Source organism: Salegentibacter sp. (assembly GCF_041642575.1).
Lineage (GTDB): Bacteria > Bacteroidota > Bacteroidia > Flavobacteriales > Flavobacteriaceae > Salegentibacter.
Genome location: NZ_JBEPWD010000030.1, coordinates 1 through 15511 on the forward strand (window position 1 = coordinate 1; position 15511 = coordinate 15511).

Below are 15511 nucleotides of genomic sequence, written 5' to 3' on the forward strand. Positions count from 1 at the left end.
ATAGATTATTTTCAAAAGGTAGATACTCTCAAGACTGAAGCAGACAACAGGTTCATCAGAAAAAATTAAGCCTTTCAAAACCCTTTAAGGGTTTTAAAAAACACACAGATGAAAAGAAGAAATTTTATTCAGCAAACAACAGCGGCTACGGCTTTTATAGGTCTTGGCGGGCTTTCGTCTATTGCAATGACCACGGCCTATAAAAAGCATATCACTATTTTGCATACCAATGATGTACACAGCCATATTGAGCCATTTGGTCCTGATGATGCTCGGAATCCAAATATGGGTGGAGTTGCCAGACGCGCTACTTTAATAGAAAATATAAGAAAAGAGAATCCTAATACCCTGCTTCTTGATGCGGGTGATATTTTTCAGGGAACGCCGTATTTTAATTTTTATGGGGGAGAGCTGGAGTTCAAGCTGATGAGCAAAATGAAATATGACGCTTCAACAATAGGCAATCATGATTTCGATAACGGAATCGATGGCCTTTATGCTCAATTACCTCATGCTGAATTTGATTTTATTTCTTCTAATTACGATTTCAGCAACACGGTGATGGATGGACAAACCCACCAGTATAAAATTTTTAAAAAAGACGGAGTTAAGATCGGAATTTTCGGACTTGGAGTTGAACTGGACGGTCTGGTTACTAAAAAGCTGTACAAGGAGACGAAATACCTGGATCCTGTAGAGATCGCACAGGATATGAGCCGGAAACTCAAAGAAGAACAGAAATGCGATTTGGTTATCTGCCTTTCACATTTGGGTTACGAATATCAGCACGATAAGATCTCGGATATAAAACTGGCAAAAGCCACAGAAAACATAGATTTGATCATTGGTGGGCACACCCACACCTTTCTGGAAAAACCCACAGTGGAAACCAACCGTGCCGGCAAGAAAGTACTGGTTAACCAGGTAGGCTGCTATGGACTTTACCTGGGAAGAATAGATTTTTATCTGGATAATAAAAACAATATCGAGACTAACGGCGTGAAAATAGCGGTTTAATGGGATAGTTTTTAAACCCCTTAAGATTTATAATTTGCAGTACTGAGCCAGCTTAATTTTTCTGTGAGACTTTGTATCGAGGCCAGAGTGACCCAGCTTTTATGTTCATGATAACATTTTAAGGAATTCGTCTTCAGAAATAATTTTAGTCCCCAGTTTTTCAGCTTTAGCCAGTTTGCTGGGGCCCATATTTTCTCCTGCAACCAGGTAATCGGTTTTGCCCGAGATAGACCCGGAAACCTTTCCTCCGTTCTCCTCTATCATTTTCTTCAGTTCATTCCGGGAGACTTTTTCAAATACTCCGGAAATTACAAAGGTATTCCCTTCTAATTTTTCAGTATGATTAGCGAGTACTTCTGCATCTATTTCCAATTGGACGCCGTATTCTTTTAATCGCTGAACTATTTCCCTATTCTCTTCGGAAGCAAAAAATTCCCGAACACTACGGGCTATGCTTTCCCCAATTTCATCAATCGAGATCAGGTCTTCTTCTGAAGCCTCCATCAGCCTATCAATACTCTTATAATGTTTAGCGAGTTTTTTAGCGACCGTTTCTCCTACATAGCGAATTCCCAGAGCGAACAAAGTTCTTTCAAAGGGAATCTCCTTGGATTTTTCAATGCCGTTAATAAGATTCTCAGCGGATTTTTCGGCCATGCGTTCCAGAGGTAAAATATCTTCCTTTTTAAGGGTATAAAGATCGGCGTAGGTTTTTATGAGTCCGGCATTAACAAGCAGTGCTACGGTTTCTCCTCCCAGGCCTTCAATATCCATGGCTTTTCTGGAAATATAATGCTGGATTCGGCCAATTATCTGTGGTGGACAGCCATTGTAATTAGGGCAATAATGTTGGGCCTCCCCATCCTTCCTAATCAGTTCTGAACCACATTCGGGGCAATTTTCAGCATATTTGGTTTCGGGAGTTTCAGGATCCCGTTTGGTAAAATCAACCCCCACGATCTTCGGAATTATCTCGCCTCCTTTTTCAACAAAAACTGTATCTCCTTCCCTTATATCCAGCTTGGCGATCTGATCGGCATTATGCAGGGATGCGCGTTTAACAACTGTACCGGCTAATTGCACCGGTTCAAGATTGGCTACCGGAGTAATCGCCCCTGTGCGTCCTACCTGGTAAGTTATCTTCTTAAGTTTTGTTGCTTCCTGCTCGGCCTTAAATTTATAGGCAATGGCCCAGCGCGGGGATTTGGCAGTGTAACCGAGTTCATCCTGCTGGTGAAGATCATTCACTTTTACCACCACCCCATCGGTTTCATAAGGCAGGTCGTGGCGATGAAGATCCCAGTAATTTATATAATCCAGAACCTCGCCGATATTATTCTTCAATTCGGCTTCTCCGGGCACTTTAAAGCCCCAGCTTCTGGCCTTTTCCAGAGTTTCAAAATGAGTTTTTGCCGAAATTCTTTCGGTTACGATGGAATAAAGAAGGCAGTCCAGGGGTCTCCTTGCAACCTCAGCGCTATCCTGCAGTTTCAAGCTACCCGAAGCTGTATTCCGCGGGTTTGCATAGGGTTCTTCCCCTGCCTCCACCCGTTCAGCATTCATCTTCGCAAACCCCTCGTAAGGCAGGATAACCTCCCCACGAATATCGAATTTCTCAGGATAATCGCCTTTTAGTTTAAGAGGAACAGAACGAATGGTCTTGATGTTATTAGTTACATCGTCCCCCTGAAATCCATCGCCCCGGGTTACAGCGCGTTGTAACTTTCCGTTTTCATAGGAAAGACTTATGGAAGCACCATCATACTTAAGCTCGCAAACATACTGTAGTTTACCGTCTACGAGTTTTTTAACGCGTTTTTCCCAATCTTCCAACTCCTCCTTAGAGTAAGAATTAGAAAGCGAATACATGCGGTACTGGTGGACCACAGTTTCAAAACTTTTAGTGACCGCGCCGCCTACCCTACGGGTTGGGGAATTAGGATCGTCCAGTTCGGGATGTTTTTCCTCCAGCTCCTGCAATTCCCTGAGTTTCATATCAAAATCATAATCGCTTATCTCCGGCTTATCAAGCACGTAATAGAGGTAATTATGATGATTTAATTCTTCTCGTAGTTGCTGTATCTTCTCTTCTGGGGTCATATAATTTCTCAAGTATTTTTATTCGGAAGGCGTCGTCAAATGATCTTTCTCAAAAATTAATCGGTAGTTTTCATCCCTGTGACTAAATTCCACACGGAACTCAGCGGCATAGGCCTTATCATCGATGGGAAACCAGTCTTTTTTAGTTCGATCTATGGTGATAAATAGCCCCTGATCATCTCCTACGGCACAGAATTTTTCGAAATCGCCATCATATTTCTCAAGGCCAAAATGAGAATTCATAAAATTGAACTTTTCCCGCACCCGAGTAGTGCCAATGCCAACCTCAGCAACGCCCAGGATACTTTTTTCGGAAAACAAGGCAGATTGCGGCTTATTAAAATCTCCGCGGGAAATGAATTCCAGAATATTCGTATCGGCGTCATAGAAATACAGGGATTTGGCATTCCATGCACTAAAATCTATGATCTCTTCGGTATTATATTTCAACACCGGCATTCGTCCCTTTACCCATTCCAGCGCCTCCTGTTCCTGATGATCGGGGATATGAAAGGCGATGTGGTAAGGTTTTGCATCCTCTTGGAACTGAAATTCCATCAGGCTATAGCCGATTTGTACTTCAAAATTTTCTTCGGAATTCTGGTTCACATGTAAACCCAAATTATCGCGATAGAAATGCAATTGTTCTTTTAAATTCGAAGAATAAAGTTGAAGTTTTCGGATTTTCATACCAGGCTTTTTAGAATTCAGGTCTGCTCCTTATTCATCCATTTTGGAACGGGCAGTGGCTTAAAATTATACATTTTATCCAAAAGCTCCTCAATATTTTCTGCGATAATCAACATGTCGAAATTCTCCTTCCTCAAAAGTTCCTTTCGGACCATAGTCTTCAACATCGCTATCAAATCGTCATAAAAGCCGTTGATATTCAGCAAGCCAATTGGGTTTTTATGTAAGCCCAACTGTCCCCAGGTAACGATCTCGAATAACTCTTCAAAGGTTCCAAAGCCGCCGGGCAGGGCAATAAAGCCATCACTAAGCTCGTGCATTTTTAATTTCCGCTCGTGCATATCCCGGGTTGTGATAAGTTCGCTCAGACCCGGATGAACCACTTCTTTTGTTTTGAGAAAATCAGGGATCACACCAATCACCTTTCCGTTATGATCCAGGCTGCCGGCAGCAACTTTTCCCATAAGGCCAAGCTTACTGCCGCCAAAGACCAGGTTTATATTCTTTTGGGCCAGGATTTTCCCTAGGCGGTAAGTTTCCTGGGCTATAATCGAATCATTACCATCACTGCTGGCGCAAAAAACGGCAATGCTTTTCAGGTTTTTTTCTTTCTGCAATTTTTCCAAATCGACAAGTTTTTTAGGTTTCTTTTACACCTTTCAACATTCTGAAATTCCCATAAATATCCTTTCGAAGTTCAGTTGTAAAACCATACTCCTGTAGTAACTTTTCTGTTTCTGGTCCCAGGTACTGATTGATCTCGAAGTAAAGCTTCCCGCCGGGGAATAATGCTTTTTGTGCCAGTTGAGTGATTTTTCGGTAAAAGATCAGCGGGTTCTCATCCTTAACATATAATGCTCTTTCCGGTTCATAATCCAGGACATTAAGATGCATTTCAGCTTTTTCCAATTCCCGAACATAAGGCGGATTAGACACGATATGGGTAAATTGCTGATCTAATTGATCCACCTGCAGAATATCCTTTTCGGAAAAACTGATTTCCACCTGATTGCCTTGGGCATTCAGCCGGGCAGTTTCCAGAGCTCCTTCAGAAATATCAATAGCAAAGACTTTTGCCTCCGGAAGGTTTTTGGCCAGGCTCACAGCAATACAGCCGCTACCCGTACCTATATCCAATAGCTTGATTTCACCTTTTTCTGTTGTCAGATCATCGAGAATCCATTGTACCAATTCCTCGGTTTCGGGACGGGGTACCAGAACATTGCTGTTGACTTTGAATTTCAGATCAAAAAACTCGGTTTCACCAATGATATGCTGAATAGGTTCATGTTTTTGCAATCGCTCCTTGGCTCTATCAAATTTTTCGATATCTGCCGCACTTATTTTCATATCCCGATTGAGACTCACCTGCAGCCGGCTCATTTTCAAATAGGCCTCAGCGAGCAACCCAAAGAAAGAATTCGCTTCTTCACAAGGATAATCCTTAGTAAGATCGGTGAGAAAGGAACTTTTTAATTCTGAAATTGTCAAATTCCTATTGTTTGTTTGGTAGAATATCTTTGATCATCCACATAGTACAATTATAATGACCGGTGCTTCCCATAGGCGCATCGAGAGACTCAAATCCGCTTTTTCCATAAAGTTTCCGGGCATTTTCCATATAGGGCAGGGTTTCGATATAACACTTCTCAAAAGCCTGAGATTGGGCATACTTGAGACAGGTATCCATCATCTGGGCGCCCAGGCCTTTTCCACGCGCTTCGGGAAGAAAATACATTTTTTGCAATTCACAAATTTTCTCTTCCAGTCCTGCTAAAGGCGCTATTCCTGCACCACCAATGATCTTATCTTCGTTCTCCAGCACAAAATACTTCATTCTCTCATGCTCATAAGTGCCATGCATATCATCAAGGGCTTTATCCTCATAGGCCGTACCAACTTTGGGCACTCCCATCTCAACCAGCACGCTACGCACCACGTTGGCAACCTGTTCGTTATCTTCGGGTTTAATTTCCCTTATTTTAAAACTACTCATTCTTGTTATAAATCCTATTTTTGCGGGGTGAATATACACGAAAAATACATAAAAAGATGCATACAACTGGCCCAAAACGGGATAGGAACCACCTATCCCAATCCTATGGTTGGAAGCGTGATCGTTCATGAGGATAAGATCATTGGTGAGGGTTGGCATCGGGTTGCAGGAGAACCGCATGCCGAGGTGCTTGCCACCAGGTCTGTTAAAGATGAGTCTTTATTAAAACACTGTACCATTTATGTAAGCCTTGAGCCCTGTAGTCATTACGGAAAAACCCCGCCCTGCAGCGATCTTATCATAGCCAAAGGAATAAAAAGGGTGGTGATTGGCAGTGTAGATCCTTTTGCTGAAGTTTCAGGAAGGGGAATCAAAAAACTCCTGGATGCAGGCTGCGAGGTTCAGGTGGGAATTCTTGAGAAGGAAGGTCAGTGGTTAAACAGACGCTTTTTCACCTTTCATCAGCAAAAAAGACCTTATATAATTTTAAAATGGGCACAAAGCCTGGATGCTTTTATCGCCCCGGAAAAACAGGAAAAAAGGGAACCGGTTTGGATCACCAATCCACATTCCAACCAACTTGTGCATAAGTGGCGCAGTGAAGAACAAGGAATTCTGGTGGGCACGCAAACGGCTGTGGCCGATAACCCAAGGCTTAACACCCGTTTTTGGGACGGACCAGATCCAGTGAGGATCGTTTTGGACCGAAACCTCAGGATCCCGAAAGACTCCGCTTTATTTGACGGGAGCGTAAAAACAATTGTCTTTACTGAAGATATTGAAAAAGCTTTTGGCCATAAAAACCTGATATTTGAAGGTATAAAATTCGGGAGGGAACTTCCCGAACAAATCTGTGAAGTTCTATACCGGCATGAAATCCAGTCGGTGATCATCGAAGGCGGAGCAAAGACGCTTCAGACTTTCATCGACTCAGGACTTTGGGATGAAGCCAGGGTTTTTACCGGTAATAATCAGTTAAGAAATGGAGTTAAAGCTCCTGGGTTTTCAGGAAAATTAATTTCAGAAAGGACTATTAAGAACGATAACCTGAAAATATATATCAATGATTAAGGCTATAATCTTCGATTTTGGAGATGTTTTCATCAACCTCGACAAACCCGCAACCCTTAGGGAGATGCGGAAACACCGTATTGAGGATCTAACGGATGATATCCTGGAACTCAACAGGGAATATGAAAAAGGCTTAATAAGCTCAGAAAAGTTAATTAGGACCTATCAGGAGGAATTCAGGCAGCTGGAAGAAGAGATCTTCGTAAATTCCTGGAACGCGATTTTGATAGATTTCCCCGAGTACCGCTACCAGTTCCTGAAAAAACTTTCAGAAGAAAAAGATTATAAACTCATCCTTTTGAGCAACACCAACGAGATCCACATTGACTGGGTAAAGGAAAATGTGCCTTTTTACGAAGATTTCAAGGCCTGTTTTGATGCATTTTATCTCTCACACGAAATCAATTATAGAAAACCTGACGCTGAGATCTACGAGTTTGTCTTAAATAAACACGGGCTTAAGCCTGAAGAATGTCTTTTTATAGACGACACCCAGGAAAATACCAAGGCTGCGGAAGCATTGGGAATTCACACCTGGAACATTGAACCTACCCGGGAAGATGTGATAGATCTTTTCACCACTAAAAGAGAACTGTTTTGATCTATCTGCTGCTAAGCATTCTCTCTTCCACCATAATTTTTGTGGTGTTTAAACTTTATCAAAAATACGGGGTAAACACCCTGCAGGCCATAATCGTAAATTATTTTATCGCCTGCACGGTAGGTTTTGTAGGCTATATTGAAAGCACCGACGATCTGTTAAGGATCCCTTCGGAAACCTGGTTTCCAGGGTCGCTATTACTAGGAGCTCTTTTCATAAGCGTTTTTTATCTCGCGGCTATTACCACCCAGCGCAGTGGGATGGCGGTGGTATCGATCGCTTCAAAAATGTCGGTAGCGCTGCCTGTTTTCTTCGGAATATTTATTTATCAGGAGAGCACCGGTTTCTTTAAACTTCTGGGGATCGTTCTTGCACTTGCCGCGGTTTATCTAAGTTCAATAAAGAAAAAAGACGGGCTGAAGATCAAGAAGAAAAACCTGATCTTTCCGTTCCTGGTGTTTCTGGGCAGCGGAATTATTGACACAACAATTAATTTCCTGGAAAACTTTTATGTTTCTGAAACCGATGTAGGGCTGTTTTCCACCAGTATTTTTGCCGTTGCCGGGGTTATTGGCACACTTATTATCATCGTTCAAGCCATCTCGGGTAAACTGAAGCTTAGCTGGAAAAGCCTGGCCGGCGGGATCGCCCTTGGAATTCCCAATTACTTTTCCATCTATTTCCTGGTAATGGCACTTCGCAGTCCGGGATTTGAGAATTCGGTACTGTTCACCTTAAATCATGTAGGGATCGTTCTGGCATCAACCCTGGTGGGAATCATTTTCTTTAAGGAAGTACTTTTGAGAAAAAACTGGATCGGACTTATTTTGGCGATTATAAGTATTTTATTAGTAGCAAATTCCCAGTAAATGAAGGATACCTACAAAACCATAACCGAGGCCTCCCCGGAAGTTCTTTTTAAAGACAGGAATTCGAAGTTTTTTGGGTACGCTTTCCCGGTTAAAACTGAAGAGGAGATCAATGCTCACCTGGAAGATTTAAAAAACAAACATCATAAGGCACGCCACTGGTGTTACGCCTGGCAGCTGGGAAAAGAGGAGATTCATTATCGCGCTAATGACGATGGAGAACCCTCCAATTCGGCCGGGATGCCCATCTACGGGCAGATCCAGTCATTTGAAGTAACCAATATTTTAATTGTAGTGGTGCGTTATTTTGGCGGAGTAAAACTCGGGGTGGGTGGTTTGATAAACGCCTACAAAACCGCTGCTCAAATGGCTTTGGAGGAATCAAGAATTGTTACCAGAACCGTTGATGAGGTTTTTGAAATAAAGTTCGATTACCCTGAAATGAATACGGTGATGCGCATCATAAAGGAGAACAACCTAAATGTAATCGACCAGAAACTCGAGTTGGATTGCAGGATTAGAATTTCAGTAAGAAAAAAGGAGGCAGAAAGTATTTTTCAAAAATTCAACACCACCTATAAAGTCGAAATAAAAAGGCTGGAGGATTAATCTTTTAATTTCTCCAGAATATATTCCGGGCACCTAACCGGTCGTCTTGTTTTTGAATCCATAAAAACCAAAACTGTGGAAGCCTGAGTAAGCAAGACACCTCCTTTGTTAAACACTTCATAATTAAATTCAATTTTAACATTTGGGAGCTTTTTCAGAAGGGTCACAATTTCCAGTTCATCTCCGAAGGTTGCCGGTTTCAAAAAGCGAAATTCCATGGAATAAACAGGTAACATCATCCCGTTTTCTTCCATGGATTTATAGGAAATTCCGAGTTCCTCTAACCACTCGATGCGAGCAATTTCAAGGTATTGCGCGTAATTTCCGTGATGCACCACACCCATCTGATCGGTTTCGGCATATCTGACTTTAACAAAACTTGTGTGGCTTTTCATAAAGATTTAATAGGTTAATAGGGTGAGGTTTTGTACTTTCATAAGCGGATTTAAGTATGCATAAAATTTTCTTAAAATTCAACACCAAAATCGTTTTTTTTTTACATTTTTTGTTCACATATTTGTTCCACCAAGATTTGAAGCCTAAACACTTTTGATCGCCATTAACTAACTACTAACCCTTAAATAACGTACAACAAAGCATGTCGAAAACTGCGCAATCAGTTTGGAATAGCTGTCTGGCTTTTATACAAGATAACATCACACCTCAGGCCTACAAGACATGGTTTGAGCCTATACAAGCAGTAAAACTTACCGATTGTGCTTTAAGCATACAGGTGCCTTCCAAATTTTTTTATGAATGGCTTGAAGAGCACTACGTAAAGCTACTTAAAGTTTCGCTTACCCGGGAGTTAGGGGAAAAGGCAAAACTAGTGTACGTTATAAAGATGGAAAATACCTACGGGAACAAACTTCCATTCACAGAGAAAATTCCGAGTACCCAAAGAGCTAACATGGCTTCCCAGGAAGTTGATGTTCCTATTAAAAATAGAAACCCCGAATTAAAGAACCCATTTGTAATTCCCGGAATTAGAAATGTAAAGATCGAGTCTCAGTTAAACCCGAGCTATAATTTCGAGAATTTCCTGGAGGGCGATTCCAACAGACTGGCAAGATCTGCCGGCATGGCTGTTGCTAACAAACCCGGAGGAACTTCCTTTAACCCACTGCTAATCTTTGGCGGGGTTGGACTGGGAAAAACCCATCTGGGGCATGCTATAGGAGTTCAGATAAAAGATAAATACCCGGAAAAAACCGTTCTCTATATCTCTGCAGAAAAATTCACCCAGCAGTATATCGAATCGGTTAAAAAGAATAACAGAAACGATTTTATTCACTTCTATCAGATAATAGACGTTCTTATTGTAGATGATATCCAGCTGCTTTCAGGAAAAGCAGGAACACAGGATGTTTTCTTCCATATCTTTAACCACCTGCACCAAAACGGAAAACAGGTGATCTTGACGAGTGATAAGGCTCCGGTAGATATGCAGGATATCGAACAAAGGTTACTCTCAAGGTTTAAGTGGGGACTTTCAGCAGAATTGCAACACCCCGACTTTGAAACCCGCGTTTCTATTATCAAAAATAAACTCTATCGCGATGGTGTTGAAATGCCTGAAGATATCGTGGAGTTTCTGGCCAACAATATAAAAACCAATATCAGGGAATTGGAAGGTGCTATTATCTCCCTAATTGCCCACTCTTCTTTTAACAAAAGAGATATCACCTTGGAACTCGCTACCAAGATCGTAGATAACTACGTGAAGAATACCAAACGGGAGGTTTCCATAGATTATATTCAAAAGGTGGTGAGCGATTATTTCCAGATGGATGTAGAAACCCTGCAGTCTAAAACAAGGAAACGTCATATTGTTCAGGCGAGACAATTAGCCATGTTCTTTGCCAAGAAATACACCAAAGCTTCTTTGGCAAGTATTGGTTCCCAGATAGGAAAGCGCGACCACGCTACAGTTTTACATGCCTGTAAAACCGTAGATAACCTGGCAGCGACCGACAAACAATTTAAAAAATTTGTTGAAGACCTCAGCAAAAAGCTTACAGTATAAAATTCTTCTTTTATGAAAACCAAGGTATTAATGGTGTGCCTCGGCAATATTTGCAGATCACCCCTTGCCGAAGGTATTCTCAAGTCTAAAATAGATCGGCAAAAAATATTTGTGGATTCTGCCGGTACCGGCGATTATCACATAGGGGACTTACCGGATAAGAGGTCCATTTCCGTAGCGAGAAAATACGAACTGGATATTACCGAGCAGCGCGGAAGACAATTTTCAGTTTCAGATTTTGAAAAATTTGATCATATTTATGTGATGGATAATTCCAATTACGAAAATGTGATCTCGCTTGCCCGGCATGAAGAAGACAAACAAAAAGTAAAGCTAATTCTGAACGAGATCTTTCCCGGAGAGAATGTTGATGTACCAGACCCTTATTTCGGCGGGGACCACGGTTTCGAGAATGTCTTTCAGATGCTCGATGAAGCCTGTGAGAACATAGCACGAAAACTTCAGGAAGAAGATGAGGAATAATGGGAGAACATTCATTTAAATATTCAGGAAAACTATTTCTTATTCCCACTACGCTGGGTGGCGAAAACCCCTTAGAAGTATTACCTGAAAAGGTGAAGAATATTCTGGATAGTTTAAATGAATTCATTGTAGAAAACGAAAAAACTGCAAGAAGGCATATCAAACAGCTTCTTCCAGAAAAGAGCCAACAAGATCTAAACTTACACAGCTTAAATAAATTTACTGAATCATCTGAAATTCCAGGCTTTCTAAACGCCTGTAAAGATGGCCGAAATATGGGTTTGATGAGTGAGGCCGGTTGTCCCGGAGTTGCAGATCCCGGTGCAGAAATTGTGAAAATAGCACATCGCGAAGGAATTCAGGTTGTACCTTTGGTTGGACCCTCTTCAATTCTTCTGGCGATGATGGCCAGCGGAATGAACGGACAGAGTTTTAGCTTCCATGGTTACTTAGCCATTGATAAAAAAGAGCGGAAACAAGAGATTAAATTTCTGGAAAGATTGTCGGCAGAAAAAGATCAGGCACAAATCTTTATAGAAACCCCTTACCGAAACAATCAGATGCTGGAAGACCTGGTTCAAAATCTGCATCCGGCAACCAGGATTTGCGTAGCGTGTGATCTTACTCTTCCGAGTGAATTTGTGATTACGAAAACAGCAGCTGACTGGAAAAAAACAAAAACAGACCTTCATAAAAGGCCTGCTATTTTTATCTTACAAAAAGAATCTTAGACCCGAACTGGTTGAATTACCGCTTTCGCTCTACGCTCGGGCTTAACGAAGGAGGTATCATATCCCCCAAAACGCTTCATATAGTTTTTTATACTGGTTCCAAAAGCATCGCTAAAAGCATTGGCACCCCAGCTTCTAAGGTATTTTTTAACACTACCAGGACCTGCAAGGTGAGCTGCGGCCAGGATTCCTGATTCGGTTACCTCTACCCCATTTATCACTTTACCTTCAAACCGGGCGATATCCCTAATAAGTATCCATTTGTTACGGGAAGCATTTGCATAAAAAGCAGCTTCCTGTAACTCTGGAGAATTCAGGAATTCTGTTGGTTTGTAGATCCCGATAAGTTCCAGGGTACCTTTTCCGAACTGATATTTCCCCATATAACCGTATTGGTTAACTACTTTATAGTTACCACCGGATTCTTTAAAGCCGACAGCTTCTTTAAATCCGAGGTAGGATTTGCCAAGAATTGGCAGATCTGTGAGTACTTCAGGGGTTTCAGTATCGGGTTCCTCAAGTGACACAGTATATTCCAGGTCAAGGTCTGAGGTGGAGAACATCTCCAGGTTTGCAGCTTCTTTTGTTGAAAAGCTGAAAAACATACTGCCTGCTAAAACAGGCAAGATTGAAAATTTTACAATTTTCCTTCTCATTACATTTTGTTTCTGAAGGGATAACGGTTATGCTTATTTTAATAACATAAACCCCCTTCAAATTCGCCGTGCAAATGTACAACAATTTTTAATAATTTGATATACAGCCTGTTAATCAATTCATAAAAGATGGCGTTTGATTAACAAGCCTGTAAGAAACTAATTATTAGCAGGTTATAGAAAACTTAAAAAATGCAGGATTATTACCTCCTTAGCGTTTTATTCCTTGTTTGTTTATCCAGCGCACATATTCCTGCTTATTTCGGTTATGTTGGGCGAGGGTTTTGGCAAATTTATGGTAGCCCATATTCTGGACATCGGCCACGAAATAGAAGTAATCATGATCTTCATAGTTAAGAACTGCCTCTATTGAGGAGATATCGGGCATGGCTATTGGGCCTGGAGGTAATTCCTTGTATAAATAGGTATTATAAGGAGAATCTAAAGTGAGGTCTTTGTATAGAACTCGTTTAATGATTGTATCAAATTTTTGGCTTTCATGCTTAATAGCATAGATAACGGTGGGATCGGCATCCAGTTTCCAGCCATTCTTATAGCGGTTCATATAAACTCCGGCAACCTTGGGTCTTTCATCTACCTTCGCCGTTTCCTTCTGCACTATTGATGCAATAACAGTTACTTCATTAGGAGAAAGGCCTATGGCTTCAGCTTTTTCCCTTCTTTCAGGGGTCCAGAACTTCTCATATTCCCGCTTCATCCGGGTTCGGAATTCTTCCGCAGAAGTATTCCAGAAAAATTCATAGCGGTTAGGAATATACATGGCTAGAGCCTGGGCTTCGGTAAAATCATTTTCTTTCAAAAAGGATTCTTCTTTAAAAGCTGAAATCAAAGTAGCTGAATCCGCTTCGATTTGCCCGGATATTCGACCCGCTAGATTTTCAAGGCGTTCCTGATTATTGAAATTTACATTAATTGGGTTATTGCGGGAGCGTAGAGCATTCACAAGTTCATTATTGTTCATATTTTTATCAAGCTCAAACCTCCCCGCCCTGATATTATTTGGATATCCTTTTTTCCTGGCTACAGCATCAAAGGATTCAATATTCTTCACTAAAGGCTTGATGCTATCTATTACAGTTTGATAATCGGCACCGGTTGGGATATAGACTACTGCCTGTTTTTCAGAAAATTCGGTATTGGAAGAAAATATGCTGTTATAAATATAATAGCTAAAACCTGCTAAGGCTATAAGTCCAAGAATAGCGACAGCAATAAGTATTTTTTTAATGTACATTATTTATTAATAAGTTGATATAGGGCTTCGTCTTTAAATTGTTTGTTCACCAAAATCCAGTCCTTTTTTACACCAACAAGGGAAAAACCCTGACTTTCAAATAATCTTACACTGGCTTCATTATCGGCAGTGACATTCGCATAAACCTGATGTAAAGCGAGGTGATTAAAACTATATTCACAAATAAGCGAAATGCTTTCGGCACCATAACCTTTTTTGCGATCTGCAGGCTCTGCAATTAAAACACCAATAGCCGCCCGTCTATCTTTAGGTTCGAGATCAAAAAGATCTATGAGACCTACAGGTTTGTGATCATAGTTACAAATCACAAGTCTTAACTGCTTTACCTCATAAATATCGCGATGGGCATTTTCCAGATATTTTTTGATCATATACCTGGAATATGGAGATTGGGTAGCACTTACCACCCAGAATTCTTCGGTATTTTCAAGTTCATGAACAAAATCAAGATCTTCAGGCTCCAGGGCGCGCAAATAAATTTTATTTCCTTTTAAAGTTTGCATAATATCTCTCCTTTAAAAACCTGAGTAGCCGGCCCTGTTAGCCATATTTCTTTAAAAGTCTCACCATTCCTTCTAAAAGAAACGCTGAGTTCTCCCCCAGGGGTTTGGAGTTTTACTAATTCCCCATCGGCCCTGTTTGATGCACTTGCGGCAATGGCCACAGCGGTAACTCCGGTTCCACAAGAAAGAGTTTCATCTTCTACTCCCCGCTCGTATGTTCGTACTTTATATTCGTTGGCGCTAAGCTGCTTCACAAAATTCACGTTTGTGCCTTTCTCTTTATATTGTTGATTATACCGAATACCAGCACCTTGTGTTCTTACGTCTATAGTATCAACTTCTTCCGTAAATACGACATGATGAGGGGAACCGGTATCAAGAAATAAATCTTCGCCCTCCCTCCTGATGCTTTTTACATCCTGCATTTGAAGACTAACCAATCCGTTATGAATTATAGCCTTATGAGATCCGTCTATGGCAGTGAATTTAGCTTTATCTTTTATAATTCCGAGATGTTTAGCGAAGGCTACTAAACAGCGTCCTCCATTACCACACATACTGCTTTCATTTCCGTCTGCATTATAATAAACCATCTTAAAATCATCATCTTTAACCTCCGGTTTCTCTACTAACATCAAGCCGTCTGCCCCTATGCCAAATTTTCTGTCACATAGAAAATTAACTAATTTGGTATTGTTTTTGGAGAAAAATCCAGTACGGTTATCGATAATGATAAAATCATTTCCGGTACCTTGATATTTATAAAACTTAAGTGTCATTTGTTGTAACTAAAAGGATACAAATATACAATAAAACAGCAGATTTTCCAGCTGTTAATTGGCCGTTAAAAGCAAGAATCCTAAAAGAACTATTGATTAACTTA

At 41.0% G+C, this 15511-nt stretch carries 18 protein-coding genes; 8 read left to right on the forward strand and 10 right to left on the reverse strand.

Going from position 1 to position 15511, the window contains the following annotated elements; all coding sequences use genetic code 11:
• Positions 1-108: 108 nt before the first annotated feature.
• Positions 109-1017 (forward strand): bifunctional UDP-sugar hydrolase/5'-nucleotidase, encoded by a 909-nt coding sequence (locus tag ACESK1_RS06725; protein ID WP_372919214.1) that lies wholly within the window; start codon positions 109-111, stop codon positions 1015-1017.
• 105 nt (positions 1018-1122) lie between these two features.
• Here ACESK1_RS06725 and ligA read toward each other — a convergent pair whose 3' ends face one another.
• Genes ligA through ACESK1_RS06750 form a run of 5 tightly spaced genes read right to left on the reverse strand, consistent with a single transcriptional unit; the run spans position 1123 to position 5803 of the window.
• Entirely contained in the window at positions 1123-3117 is a 1995-nt protein-coding gene (gene ligA / locus ACESK1_RS06730; protein ID WP_372919216.1) for an NAD-dependent DNA ligase LigA, read from the reverse strand.
• A gap of 18 nt (positions 3118-3135) precedes the next feature.
• The gene (locus ACESK1_RS06735) at positions 3136-3807 is read right to left on the reverse strand and encodes a VOC family protein (RefSeq protein ID WP_372919218.1); all 672 of its coding nucleotides are present in this window, start codon (positions 3805-3807) and stop codon (positions 3136-3138) included.
• A 17-nt stretch (positions 3808-3824) separates the two neighbouring features.
• Positions 3825-4433, reverse strand: a complete 609-nt coding sequence (locus tag ACESK1_RS06740) for a TIGR00730 family Rossman fold protein (protein WP_372919220.1) — start codon at positions 4431-4433, stop codon at positions 3825-3827.
• 13 nt (positions 4434-4446) lie between these two features.
• A complete protein-coding gene (prmC, locus tag ACESK1_RS06745) occupies positions 4447-5298 on the reverse strand; it encodes a peptide chain release factor N(5)-glutamine methyltransferase (protein ID WP_372919222.1) in 852 nt (283 codons plus the stop codon).
• A gap of 4 nt (positions 5299-5302) precedes the next feature.
• Positions 5303-5803 (reverse strand): GNAT family N-acetyltransferase, encoded by a 501-nt coding sequence (locus ACESK1_RS06750; RefSeq protein ID WP_372919224.1) that lies wholly within the window; start codon positions 5801-5803, stop codon positions 5303-5305.
• A gap of 27 nt (positions 5804-5830) precedes the next feature.
• Between ACESK1_RS06750 and ribD the strand changes: the two genes are divergently transcribed.
• Genes ribD through ACESK1_RS06770 form a run of 4 tightly spaced genes read left to right on the forward strand, consistent with a single transcriptional unit; the run spans position 5831 to position 8953 of the window.
• Positions 5831-6874, forward strand: a complete 1044-nt coding sequence (ribD, locus tag ACESK1_RS06755) for a bifunctional diaminohydroxyphosphoribosylaminopyrimidine deaminase/5-amino-6-(5-phosphoribosylamino)uracil reductase RibD (protein ID WP_372919226.1) — start codon at positions 5831-5833, stop codon at positions 6872-6874.
• Positions 6867-7475, forward strand: a complete 609-nt coding sequence (locus ACESK1_RS06760; protein WP_372919228.1) for an HAD family hydrolase — start codon at positions 6867-6869, stop codon at positions 7473-7475. The genes ribD and ACESK1_RS06760 overlap by 8 nt, the downstream gene beginning before the upstream one ends.
• A complete protein-coding gene (locus ACESK1_RS06765; RefSeq protein WP_372919230.1) occupies positions 7472-8344 on the forward strand; it encodes an EamA/RhaT family transporter in 873 nt (290 codons plus the stop codon). The genes ACESK1_RS06760 and ACESK1_RS06765 overlap by 4 nt, the downstream gene beginning before the upstream one ends.
• Positions 8345-8953: a YigZ family protein gene (locus ACESK1_RS06770; protein WP_372919232.1), complete on the forward strand. Its 609-nt coding sequence runs from the start codon at positions 8345-8347 to the stop codon at positions 8951-8953.
• On the opposite strand, the gene ACESK1_RS06775 is transcribed toward ACESK1_RS06770, so the two are convergent.
• Positions 8950-9348, reverse strand: coding sequence for an acyl-CoA thioesterase (locus tag ACESK1_RS06775; RefSeq protein WP_372919234.1), 399 nt, complete (start codon positions 9346-9348; stop codon positions 8950-8952). The two genes, ACESK1_RS06770 and ACESK1_RS06775, sit on opposite strands and share 4 nt — an antisense overlap.
• Positions 9349-9551: 203 nt before the next feature.
• Between ACESK1_RS06775 and dnaA the strand changes: the two genes are divergently transcribed.
• From dnaA to ACESK1_RS06790, 3 genes are read left to right on the forward strand one after another with little or no spacing between them, the layout of a single operon-like run.
• Positions 9552-10979 carry a chromosomal replication initiator protein DnaA gene (dnaA, locus tag ACESK1_RS06780; protein WP_372919236.1) on the forward strand — a complete coding sequence of 476 codons (1428 nt, stop codon included), beginning with the start codon at positions 9552-9554 and terminating at the stop codon, positions 10977-10979.
• A gap of 12 nt (positions 10980-10991) precedes the next feature.
• Positions 10992-11462, forward strand: a complete 471-nt coding sequence (locus ACESK1_RS06785) for a low molecular weight protein-tyrosine-phosphatase (protein WP_372919238.1) — start codon at positions 10992-10994, stop codon at positions 11460-11462.
• The gene (locus ACESK1_RS06790; RefSeq protein ID WP_372919240.1) at positions 11462-12193 is read left to right on the forward strand and encodes an SAM-dependent methyltransferase; all 732 of its coding nucleotides are present in this window, start codon (positions 11462-11464) and stop codon (positions 12191-12193) included. Before ACESK1_RS06785 ends, ACESK1_RS06790 begins: the two co-directional genes overlap by 1 nt.
• Here ACESK1_RS06790 and ACESK1_RS06795 read toward each other — a convergent pair.
• From ACESK1_RS06795 to dapF, 4 genes are all read right to left on the reverse strand, one after another.
• A complete protein-coding gene (locus tag ACESK1_RS06795) occupies positions 12190-12849 on the reverse strand; it encodes a peptidoglycan-binding protein LysM (protein WP_372919242.1) in 660 nt (219 codons plus the stop codon). The two genes, ACESK1_RS06790 and ACESK1_RS06795, sit on opposite strands and share 4 nt — an antisense overlap.
• A 211-nt stretch (positions 12850-13060) precedes the next feature.
• On the reverse strand, positions 13061-14104 hold the full coding sequence (mltG, locus tag ACESK1_RS06800; protein WP_372919244.1) for an endolytic transglycosylase MltG: 1044 nt from the start codon (positions 14102-14104) through the stop codon (positions 13061-13063).
• A complete protein-coding gene (locus ACESK1_RS06805; protein ID WP_372919246.1) occupies positions 14104-14628 on the reverse strand; it encodes a GNAT family N-acetyltransferase in 525 nt (174 codons plus the stop codon). The genes mltG and ACESK1_RS06805 overlap by 1 nt, the downstream gene beginning before the upstream one ends.
• The gene (gene dapF / locus ACESK1_RS06810) at positions 14616-15407 is read right to left on the reverse strand and encodes a diaminopimelate epimerase (protein ID WP_372919248.1); all 792 of its coding nucleotides are present in this window, start codon (positions 15405-15407) and stop codon (positions 14616-14618) included. The genes ACESK1_RS06805 and dapF overlap by 13 nt, the downstream gene beginning before the upstream one ends.
• Positions 15408-15511: the final 104 nt, after the last annotated feature.

What these genes read in the sequence shown, in the direction of transcription:
- ACESK1_RS06725 (WP_372919214.1), top strand. Translation starts at nt 109, where the DNA reads ATGAAAAGAAGAAATTTTATTCAGCAAACAACAGCGGCTACGGCTTTT.
- ligA (WP_372919216.1), bottom strand. Translation starts at nt 3,117, where the DNA reads ATGACCCCAGAAGAGAAGATACAGCAACTACGAGAAGAATTAAATCAT.
- ACESK1_RS06735 (WP_372919218.1), bottom strand. Translation starts at nt 3,807, where the DNA reads ATGAAAATCCGAAAACTTCAACTTTATTCTTCGAATTTAAAAGAACAA.
- ACESK1_RS06750 (WP_372919224.1), bottom strand. Translation starts at nt 5,803, where the DNA reads ATGAGTAGTTTTAAAATAAGGGAAATTAAACCCGAAGATAACGAACAG.
- ACESK1_RS06760 (WP_372919228.1), top strand. Translation starts at nt 6,867, where the DNA reads ATGATTAAGGCTATAATCTTCGATTTTGGAGATGTTTTCATCAACCTC.
- ACESK1_RS06770 (WP_372919232.1), top strand. Translation starts at nt 8,345, where the DNA reads ATGAAGGATACCTACAAAACCATAACCGAGGCCTCCCCGGAAGTTCTT.
- ACESK1_RS06775 (WP_372919234.1), bottom strand. Translation starts at nt 9,348, where the DNA reads ATGAAAAGCCACACAAGTTTTGTTAAAGTCAGATATGCCGAAACCGAT.
- dnaA (WP_372919236.1), top strand. Translation starts at nt 9,552, where the DNA reads ATGTCGAAAACTGCGCAATCAGTTTGGAATAGCTGTCTGGCTTTTATA.
- ACESK1_RS06785 (WP_372919238.1), top strand. Translation starts at nt 10,992, where the DNA reads ATGAAAACCAAGGTATTAATGGTGTGCCTCGGCAATATTTGCAGATCA.
- ACESK1_RS06790 (WP_372919240.1), top strand. Translation starts at nt 11,462, where the DNA reads ATGGGAGAACATTCATTTAAATATTCAGGAAAACTATTTCTTATTCCC.
- ACESK1_RS06795 (WP_372919242.1), bottom strand. Translation starts at nt 12,849, where the DNA reads ATGAGAAGGAAAATTGTAAAATTTTCAATCTTGCCTGTTTTAGCAGGC.
- mltG (WP_372919244.1), bottom strand. Translation starts at nt 14,104, where the DNA reads ATGTACATTAAAAAAATACTTATTGCTGTCGCTATTCTTGGACTTATA.
- ACESK1_RS06805 (WP_372919246.1), bottom strand. Translation starts at nt 14,628, where the DNA reads ATGCAAACTTTAAAAGGAAATAAAATTTATTTGCGCGCCCTGGAGCCT.
- dapF (WP_372919248.1), bottom strand. Translation starts at nt 15,407, where the DNA reads ATGACACTTAAGTTTTATAAATATCAAGGTACCGGAAATGATTTTATC.